Source organism: Yersinia pekkanenii (assembly GCF_001152565.1).
Lineage (GTDB): Bacteria > Pseudomonadota > Gammaproteobacteria > Enterobacterales > Enterobacteriaceae > Yersinia > Yersinia pekkanenii.
Map to the genome: position 1 here is coordinate 1 of NZ_CQAZ01000075.1, position 8853 is coordinate 8853.

An 8853-nucleotide genomic window follows, 5' to 3' on the forward strand; every position below is an offset into this window, starting at 1 on the left:
CCAAAGTGGCCGCTCCGACGACCGCGCCTGCCACCATCAGTGGTGACAGCGGTTTATTGCTGTTAGGGGTTCCGTGATCATTTCCTCCATAAGTCCCAAGTTTTATACTTATCCTTATGAATTACATAGAATATATTTCTTATTTTTGATCTTGGTCGTAAACCTGAAGTTTGTTGTTAATTTTAACGGTTAGTTCTCGATAAACTTGCCCCAACTGAGAATAAAAAGTCGATTTTGAGGCTAATCCGTATCAAAATAGGCAAAAAACGATATTAGAGACCCTATTTCAGGCCAATAAATAGCGTCTCAGATGTCACAATATATGAGATTGTGAAGAAAACATAAAAAATATGCATAATATATTGATAAGCATGCTTTTTCTCTCAAATGGTGGAACCTGCGGAGGAAATGGGCGCGGAACCCCATATGGTCCCTGATTATTGAAATACTCCTCTTTCCATAAAAAGCTCTCTATCGTAATTTTCTTGCCTGGAGATTCTGGCAGGTCAATTATTTCTCGCCCAGCAATCAGGGCCATAAAATCATCAATAGTTTCAATTCCGAAGACCTCTCGGAGTTTTGCTGTAGCCAATTGTTCTCCTGATGCGCGAAATTTACCCCGATTAAGGCATTCCAGCATGCCGGTGTAAAACGCTCCAATATTAAAATACGGCATTCCGTAGATACGGATATCAGTGAGGATCTCCTTTATCAGCTCCTGTTGGGTATGCGTCATATGAGGTTTATCTGCTAAGGAAGCAAAGGTGGTATCAATGATGTCTTTCTTGTCAAGAAGGTGACGGACGAATCTGCCGGTCAGTTCAGCCCGTTGCGCTAGAGCATTGTTGTATAGTGTCACCCGCTGCTCAATTTCTCCGTGCCGTAGCGTGGCCTGCTGGATTTGTGCCTGATAGCCGCGAATCTTTTCCAGCACTCCTGAGATATCCTGCTCAATACCTTGCTCACGAAACGCGGCAGTGATTCGCGTATTGTCCTCTTTCACTAACCGGATCTGCTCCTCAAGTGCAGCTATATGTAAAGTAACATTTGCCTTGAATGCGGATAAGTCGAGGGGGGGGATTGGGATTACACCGGTATTCACACCATTCACCTCGAGGACTCGATCATTAAGACTGATCTCGGTGGTCTGCGTTTCACGTAATAGGAGTTCGGCGGTATTAAAAGCCTGTGTCAGCGTGGTTACACGGGCGCTGTTTGTCTGGAATTGTTCGATTAGCGACTTATTTTTTTCACTGGTCAGCGTTTTAATTTTTTCCTGAGCAACTCTACATATCTCATTCTGATGTTCCCGTGTGTTTACGAGCTGCTGATGTTCATCACGGAAACTATAGTACTCGCGAAAAGCGCGATAATTGGCAAGGTTGTCGGTCAGATCATTCCTGACAGACTCTGGAATATCTTGCGTCGCCAACCGCAACATTTTCTTAATTTCGTCGCTAATAAGTCCAGGTTTCTGGCAAAGTGTTTTGATTTCTCCCTGTGATACATGCAGATAGTCATAACCTTCTGTACGAGTATTGAACAGTGTTTTCTCACCGTTTGCCTTGTCCAGTTCAATGGTTAAGTGTTCGACATTAACTGAACGCTCTTCACTTCCACGGCTTGCGGCACCGACGAAACGAGAACGAACTGCGTCAAGAAGCAGGCTTTTTCCGGTACCCCGTCCGCCAATAATAGCCACCATATCAGTATTAAGGGGGATTGATAATTTTTTGAAACAAATAGACTGCCCGTCAAAAATGGTACCTTCAACATCGATCCGGCTGAAATGCACCTTTGGAATCTGCCTGGCTGGCCAGTCATCACCAAGCTGCAGGCGGCTTTCCGGTTCCAGCATGGCCTGACGAAGGCCTTCAAATGTCGGCAGTGCCTTCACCCAGGTGTATCCGCGACCAATGTCTTCGGGTCTATGAGCATCAGAACAGTGAAAGACCGGCTTGATGGCGGCCCCCTCATAACGGTCAGTTTTCAAGAAAAAGTCCCGATCACGCGGGCCGCCAAAGATAATGTGTCCCTGACGATCGATTTCAGTGGCGAGCGCCTGAGAGCGTCCATTAGCATCCGGACGGTAACCACCGTATCCGTTGGGACAGACTGCCACAATATAATCAAGGAAAGGGCGAAAAGCTGATTCTAGATGTCCCTGTAGGTCGCTAAAATTAACCACAATGGTGTCTACCTTGTGACTGCTTTCCAGCACACTCCGTTCACAGCAGTAAATGGTTTTTCCGCTGCCGTCGGTTACTTTCAGCGGCAGTCGCGAGAGGACTTCGTTAATACGTTCACTGCTTAGCTTATCGGAAAACAGAATGTGGACATTGAGGAACACATCATCTTTATTCTGCTGATCAAGGCGGAACTCAATATTCCCCAATACAGTGATACTGAGTCCCTGCCTGGCTATTTCGTTCCGGATGGCTTCCAGCTCATTCTGGCGAAAGTAAAAATAATTGGTTATGGCAATCATTGACAGTTGCTGTTCGGCGAGCTTACGAACATAACTCTCAATATCGCAGCGTCCAGTATAATTATTTGCCAGCCATGTCATCGGACTGTGCAAATGCAAATCCCACTTATTCCATTCTGAACCTTTCACCTGGGACTCCTTCTTTGCGAAAAAACAATCTATCCATAATAATGACAGTAACAATTTCCCGCCATGTGCTTGAAGTTGTCCCGTAGCGTTAATATTAAGACTTCCCCCACGTTGAACTCATCCCAACACCTGAGTTAGGAGACTCCGAGGAATAAAATTCGTTAAATTACCCCTCTCTTTTAGGTAGGCCTTTTTCGTGTTGAGGATTAGATGGTTTCGGCAAATCGAGGTTGTTTCACTTCATTTTTAACCAACGAGGTCTCTGCAGCTTGTTGTTTACGAATTGCCTTCGTTTCATGGTAGTGCTGGGCACTTGCAGTTTCGATAAAGTCCACATCATTACCGGCCACATCAAACACAGCAGCTTTAATGTCCTCCAGACTTACGTTAAAGAACTCTTTACGTTTGTTCACAAGGTTGGTGCGCTTCTCGCTGAAATGCTGGTGAAGCGAGTTTTCCATGGCAGGAGCATCATCACTGTGGATCATCGCGTGGATATCGAACAGGAATGGTACAGAGGCACTACCTAGCTCGTCTACGCGGTCTTGCGGGTCAAGTCGTCTAGTCATACCAATTTTAAAGACATTCTCTCCAAATGAACCGATGTTAGATATAACGTAAACGTGACCACGTTTGGTCTGCTGCGCCATACTTAGAGCCTTCTGTCCTTTCAGCTCGGCTTCGGTCAGCGCTTCTTGTAGTACGTCGATCTTCTCCTGATATTTAGCAGCCTGTTCAGCCGTCATCTTCGCCAGTTTTTCGTTCATTTCTTTGCGGGCTTTATCCAGGGCTTTCTGGGCGCGGCGTTCTTCTTCCTCCGCTTCACGGATGGCACGATCAATTTCTGCCTGGGCTTTACGTTCTTCGGCCATCTGAGCACGGATTTCGCGCTGTTCGTCCTTTTCTTCCTGCTTTTTGGCGCGGTACTCATATGTCAGGCGTAGTTCTTCCAGTTTCAGTTTCAGAAAACTAGAGTTGATGCTGATCTGGTTAACTTCGTTGAGCTTGTTCAGCACCTCATAGGCTTTATTAATGCGGGCTTCCATAGTGCTCACGTTCTTAAAGGTGGTATTGGCAATAGCTGCGTCACATTCACCGTTAAATGCACGGGCGGTCATGTTGATGCCGCGAGTGGTCATCTTCTTGCCTTCCGTCTTGGAGCCGCTTACGGTCCATTCTGTCGTACAATAGATGGCACCAAGGGCCGTTTTATCGCGCAGTAAATCTTTTTGGTGCTGACGGTTAGCACGGATTGCATTCTGGAAGACTTCAGACGTATCAAAATCGAAGTGCGCGGCATAGAAGCCCATCTCGGCAAAGTCCATGTCATCTTTGTAGATGGACAACGCTTCTTCAAGCGCATCAAAGGTGATCTTCTTGTCGCGGTATGAATTACGCAGTTCTTCAATCTGGTTTTCGATATCAGCGCGGGTGGAACGTTGTTTTTCTACTTCGGCCAAGGCCTCTCTGTTCAGGCGCTTAGCGGTAATTCTCACATCAGACAGGATGTCATCGGCACGGGTAGTAATGGCTTTTGCAGTGGCTTCGCTGGCAGCGATAGTATTGTCCGCTTCAGTTTTCGCTTCACTTAGGATGCGGAGTGAGTCGATTTCCAACTCCTGTGCTGCGTCTTTGGCAATGTTCACGATGCGGTCAGCTTCTACTTCGGCATCCACAATAACAGCGTAACGTTCCAGGCGTGTTGTTTTATCTGCAGCATCCGCTTTGGCGACTTTTAATTTTTTGGCGGTGACCACTAGCACAGCCAGAACAATGATGAGGGCGACTACTCCTGCTACTGAATAATACATGACATTCATTGATACTAACCCTGTAAATTGACTACCTGTAGTGAATGAGATGAACTCATCCCACCCATTTGGGCTTTTGTGATCGACATGGGGATATATAACGGCGCGTGTAGATCCCCACAAGTTTTCGGCATAATTGAGCTCAAGAGCAGAAGTATTCAGCTTCCTGAGACTGGAATATCAGCGCATCCTTGTAGGCATCTATAATACAAAACGCTTGATACTGGTGCAGTTTGTTGATGAGCATACCGGTAAAATTCTGACAAGGTTGATGTAGAACGGTCTAGCGGGCGCACTTGCACAGCTACGCCCGAATCCTTACGTCTAACCATTACTATAGCTCCAATGGCTCACACTAAATGATGACCTATCAACTATGGAATTATACGTTGTAATTGTCGGGAATGAAGTTGGTATAAATCAACATCTCACTGATTATCCGAAAGATTATGTATACGTTCCATTTACTTCCAACAACCGGCACAATCATCCCATCCTTGGCCAGTCTGATCGTTGGTCAGCAGGCAATCAATTACCATACAGTTACGAATATCCGCTATCATGTTAATTTCACTGAATAAATATTCTATCTGCTCTTTCAGTTGCTCATCATTCTCGGCGGTCATCGACACTCGGTATTCATTGCCACCTAAAGTTTGACCATCAAATTCAGCTTCGATAAACCAGTCTATCAACTCCCTAGTCTTTTTCTTCCCACGGGTAAATTTACTGCCATTCTCTATCGACACAAACAGCGTCATGGAAAGTGGGGTTGGAGAGTCCGCCACGCGAGGTAAGGTTCTTACCTCGTTCTGGCTTACGGCATATTTGATGGCACTACTGATAGTACTCCGACTACAACCAATGGTTTTTTGAACCTGGCTCCAGGAACTACCACTCAATAATAATCGATTGATGGCATCGTAACGCGCCTTATTAATCTGGCGCCCCCTATATTTCCCTGCCGCTTTAGCTTTGATAATCCCCTGTTTCTGGCGTTCCCGACGTTGTTCATAATCACGACGAGCAATAGCGGCCAGCATATCGAGCAGCATGTCATTGATGGCCGCAAACATCCGGTTATCAAATTCATTAGACTTGGGAGAAAGATGCTGCCAGGTGGTAGGGACATTGACAGCCACAACCCAGACACCACGTTGACGAATAATCGCTTTCAGTTTTTCCCACTCGTCCCCTTTGAGACGGGAAAGGCGATCAACATCCTCGATCAACAGCACATCATCAGGACGACTGTCGTTGAGCAGACGAAAAAGCTCAGGGCGTTCCAGACGAGCACCTGATTCATTCTCAGCATAATAGTTGCAGATGACAACATTATGCTCATGAGCAAAACGGTCAAGCATATCGCGAGCGCGTTGCGCATCCTGTTCACTGGTGGAGGCACGCAGGTAGGCACGAATAAACATGGGCATGGTACTGTTTAAGTCCTTTAGTGATACCAGTCTGGTTAGAGTTATTACTACAGGTTTATACAGTACCGGATTATACTAGTTCGGTATAGGGATACTTCAATTAGACCAACCTAGCATGCCTGAACTTTGCAAAACGATTTATACGTAACCACATCGAGGGAAAGTACCTTTCATTCGCTAAGTGTGTTTTGATGACATAAATAATTTAGGTTAAGTCTCTTTCGCCGTATTATGGGAAAATTGTAACCCTATAACGTACAAGGAATTAGTATGGATACGCAGTACACCAATGCACTGACGCCGGACATTTTAGCCGGTATGGACATTTCGCCGTTTACGGCGGAACAACTGGCGGCGATGACGGAGGAAGCCCGCGACCTGATTGACGCGCAGAAAGCCTTTTGCCGTGCGCATCCGGTGACGGCGATTTACCGGCTGGCGGTGGCAGGATGTCTGACGCGTCGTGGTGGCGTCGGTGATGAATTTAATCCGAACCCGGAGGAAGGGCATAAAATCGCGCTCGATAATAATGGGCAGATGGCGAGCGTGCTGACGGAAGGTTGTACGGTGACGTACCCGGACGGGAGCACGGCGCGGATTGTCAGCAGTGCGGGACGATCGTATGCCGCAGAAGATCGCGGGATCGCACTGGTTGGCAGCGTGCTTGATAACGGTGATGAAATTATCAGTACGCCGCAGTCTTCCTGCGTGCTTGTCGGGCGCAAAGGTGTGGCGATTGCGGATGATTTCCTCATAACCGGCCAGAAATAACGATGGGCGGCTATCGAACAGACTGCTATGGCCGTGGCCTTGCACTGCACGGCGATAAGACCACAACGGGCGCAACGATTTGCTCGACCCTGCCGAATTGCACCGAACATGGCCGCGCCATTGTCCGGGTCGGGGATCCGACGACGGCCTGCCCGAAGTGCGGCCAGTCCGGGAGGATTGTTGACGGCGAACCGCATTCTACATGGCACGGTGCCTCGGCGGCGGTAGATCGTTCTACTGTCCGGTGTGGTTGTCCTCCGGGCACCAATAAAGTGATTGCCCCTAAAGGGCAGTGGCTGGGGCCGGGCCCTTCTCCGGCGCAGATAGCGCAGGAAAAACAGGCGGCGATGCTAGTCGTCCGGCAAGCCGAACGGGAAGCCGAGGCGCAGCGATGGGCAGAAGAGCGGGATAGTAACCGGGTGTTTGCCAAATCCTGCCTGCGGGGCGACGGCTGCAATGACGCGGGTGAGGCGCGGGAGCCGCACACCAACTTTGCGGAAATGGGTCTTTTTCGGGTAACACCGGCAGTCAGTCCGGTCACAAACAGCGATGTTCCCCAGCGTGCGCAGACGGCGAAGAAAAAACCGTCGGCACCGAAGCCGCGCAGTGCGCTGTACAAGTGGATGTTTGGCAACCATGAGGAAATGAAGTATCAGGCGGTCACAGCGGCGGCAGCCAGCACGGTGCGGGCTCAGGCGGCGACGGCGGGCGCAGGCGTGCTTGAGCAGGTGGCGGGCCGGTTTGCGACGTCCGGGACATGGGCGGTGCAGGCGGGTCGCGTGGCGGCGGGGGGTATCGGCGCACCGGTTGCGGCACTTCTGGTGGGAATGATGCCGGGGCGGCTCAACGATGGTGAGCAGGATTTTATCGACCGTATGCGTGCGGAGCAGATGCGTGACGTGCCGAGTCGGGTACGTTTCACCTGGGAGAATGATACAAAGGGTAATCCGGTACCGCACGGGTGGCACACGCCGCCGGGTAAGGACATGGTGCGGCTGCGGCGGATGGAGTGGGACAACACGCGCAAGGCGTACACGTTCACCACGGAAGAAGATAACCCGATCACGATAATCTGGACGCCGGATCACAGCGGTGTGAATGTGCCGTCAAACACGGGCAATCAGGCGCGGCCGGTGCTGCCGAGTACGGTGATAGTAGACCCGTTGCCAGAGAGCAGCGGGATAACGACGACAACCAGCCCGGCGCCGGAAGAGAAGAATTTCGCGGATTATATTCTGATTTTGCCGATGCCGAATATTCCGCCGATTTATATCTACCTGAGCAAGCCGCCGGTGGAGTTTTTGGAGGTAGAGCTGTACAGCGACTTTAAGCGCCGGTCGAGAGAAGGTAAATACGAGGCTGACCATATGCCATCAGCTGCGGCCGTTCGTGAGTATCTGAAAACTAACGCACCTGAAATGCTGCCAGACGATATTGATATGGCTGTTCAAAATGTTGCTGCAATTGTTGTTCCCAAAGCGATTCATCAGAAACTGAGTGAAACTTATGGTGGTCGTAATACACGTAACGATGCAGCGCAGATAAAGCAGGATGCTTTGGATCTGCGGGCTGCTGTGGATCGCAATCTAGATGCCATCAAACCGGCGTTAAAAAATCATGGCGCAACCGAGTCACAGATAGAGGCGGCAAGGACTAAAATGCACAAACTGAACAGTGATATGGGGCTGTACAAATGACCGTGAACGTAGAGGCGTTAATACATAGTCTGGGCAAATCGTATAAAGATTTACTCGATGCTGAACTTGTACCCTATAAAACCCCGCCTACCGGATTTTCGGGGGACTCCGAGATCAGCTTGGATATGGCTAAAGAAGGGGTTTATTTATCTTTTAAGCGAGATGGCCGGATTTTACAGACTGTCATCTTAAGAATTCAGCATGACAAAGTGAGTAATTGGGTTTTCCCGAATGAACTGCCATCGCCGTTACAAAAAAACATGTCGCGGCAGTGGGTACATGAACATATTGGTGTACCACTAAGAAGCGTACCACCAAAAGTTATTATGAAACGAGCTTTTGGATGGTCTGATCTTTATGAAGCAAAAGGGGCGGCGGTGCCTACCAGTATGCAAATCAGCTATGACGTTATGGATAACGTCAGATCTGTTGCCTTCATTCCAACGTCAGAGTTACGCTGGTAACAATAAATATCCTCCGGCATAGCCGGAGGTTTTTCATATGCGCCTATAAGGCTCTCTTAC

Annotated in this window: 4 protein-coding genes and 2 pseudogenes; 3 read left to right on the forward strand and 3 right to left on the reverse strand. The window is 48.8% G+C overall.

The window, feature by feature from the left end; all coding sequences use genetic code 11:
• Nucleotides 1-418: 418 nt before the first annotated feature.
• From AEP37_RS21440 to AEP37_RS27775, 3 genes and pseudogenes are all read right to left on the reverse strand, one after another.
• Nucleotides 419-2617 (reverse strand): annotated as a pseudogene (locus tag AEP37_RS21440) (PHP-associated domain-containing protein); the annotation flags it as partial.
• 206 nt (nucleotides 2618-2823) lie between these two features.
• Nucleotides 2824-4437, reverse strand: coding sequence for a DUF4041 domain-containing protein (locus tag AEP37_RS21445; protein ID WP_049615239.1), 1614 nt, complete (start codon nucleotides 4435-4437; stop codon nucleotides 2824-2826).
• A gap of 818 nt (nucleotides 4438-5255) precedes the next feature.
• A pseudogene (locus tag AEP37_RS27775) lies at nucleotides 5256-5861 on the reverse strand (recombinase family protein); the annotation flags it as partial.
• 270 nt (nucleotides 5862-6131) lie between these two features.
• Here AEP37_RS27775 and AEP37_RS21455 point away from each other — a divergent pair.
• The 3 genes from AEP37_RS21455 to AEP37_RS21465 are packed head-to-tail and all read left to right on the forward strand — an operon-like array spanning nucleotide 6132 to nucleotide 8793.
• A complete protein-coding gene (locus AEP37_RS21455; RefSeq protein ID WP_049615241.1) occupies nucleotides 6132-6632 on the forward strand; it encodes a hypothetical protein in 501 nt (166 codons plus the stop codon).
• Nucleotides 6633-6634: 2 nt separating this feature from the next.
• Nucleotides 6635-8329, forward strand: coding sequence for an S-type pyocin domain-containing protein (locus AEP37_RS21460; RefSeq protein WP_049615242.1), 1695 nt, complete (start codon nucleotides 6635-6637; stop codon nucleotides 8327-8329).
• Complete coding sequence (locus AEP37_RS21465) at nucleotides 8326-8793, forward strand: DUF6392 family protein (RefSeq protein WP_049615243.1); 468 nt, start codon at nucleotides 8326-8328, stop codon at nucleotides 8791-8793. Before AEP37_RS21460 ends, AEP37_RS21465 begins: the two co-directional genes overlap by 4 nt.
• Nucleotides 8794-8853: the final 60 nt, after the last annotated feature.

Coding starts and splice junctions, on each gene's coding strand:
- AEP37_RS21455 (WP_049615241.1), top strand. CDS start 6,132: ATGGATACGCAGTACACCAATGCACTGACGCCGGACATTTTAGCCGGT.
- AEP37_RS21445 (WP_049615239.1), bottom strand. CDS start 4,437: ATGAATGTCATGTATTATTCAGTAGCAGGAGTAGTCGCCCTCATCATT.
- AEP37_RS21465 (WP_049615243.1), top strand. CDS start 8,326: ATGACCGTGAACGTAGAGGCGTTAATACATAGTCTGGGCAAATCGTAT.
- AEP37_RS21460 (WP_049615242.1), top strand. CDS start 6,635: ATGGGCGGCTATCGAACAGACTGCTATGGCCGTGGCCTTGCACTGCAC.